Raw genomic sequence first — 556 nt, forward strand, 5'->3', positions numbered from 1 at the left:
CCCCCATATCCTCCTCTACGCCTAGTATAGCTTGAAGAGTATCGACTAATTCATCGGACGATTTAGCCGATTCTAAAACGTATATAAAATCTTCCAGAATGCCCATCCTTTTTTCATCAGCAATAGGTATTTCGGGACCAGTTCTAGATTTGCGATATTCTTTTCGTAGTTTTGGAAGATCCTTTATAAACTGACTCAAGGAATAACCAAGGTCTTTCACATCATGTAATATTTCTTTCTGATACGTCGGGTTCCATAAGTTTGAGAGGATTGCTAACAGGTGTCCAAATTGTTCCATCTCGCTATTCGTTTCTGACCTGCCAGTACGCTCTCGTATCGCCTTTCTTATTCTGCGATGGCTACTCTCTAACCCATTATTATGACGCCGGAACGCGACTTTTTTACCATTAAAGATAGGATCAGGGACAAATAGCTCTTTCCAATGGCTTTCAAAGGCATTATTGATCGCTGATGCAATTTGAGGGAAATTTTCCCCCAGCTCTCGACCCTCCTCACAGATTTTAGCCAATACTGCTTTTATATTCCTCGTAACTTC

The 556-nt window shown here is 41.0% G+C and carries 1 protein-coding gene; it reads right to left on the bottom strand.

Annotated elements, in window-relative coordinates:
• Positions 1–529: hypothetical protein (locus tag ACFS7Z_RS27400; protein ID WP_377492736.1), on the bottom strand; the 529-nt coding region annotated here is incomplete at its 3' end.
• Between the last annotated feature and the right edge of the window lie 27 nt (positions 530–556).

Source organism: Pontibacter toksunensis (assembly GCF_042686245.1).
Taxonomy (GTDB): Bacteria; Bacteroidota; Bacteroidia; order Cytophagales; family Hymenobacteraceae; genus Pontibacter; species Pontibacter toksunensis.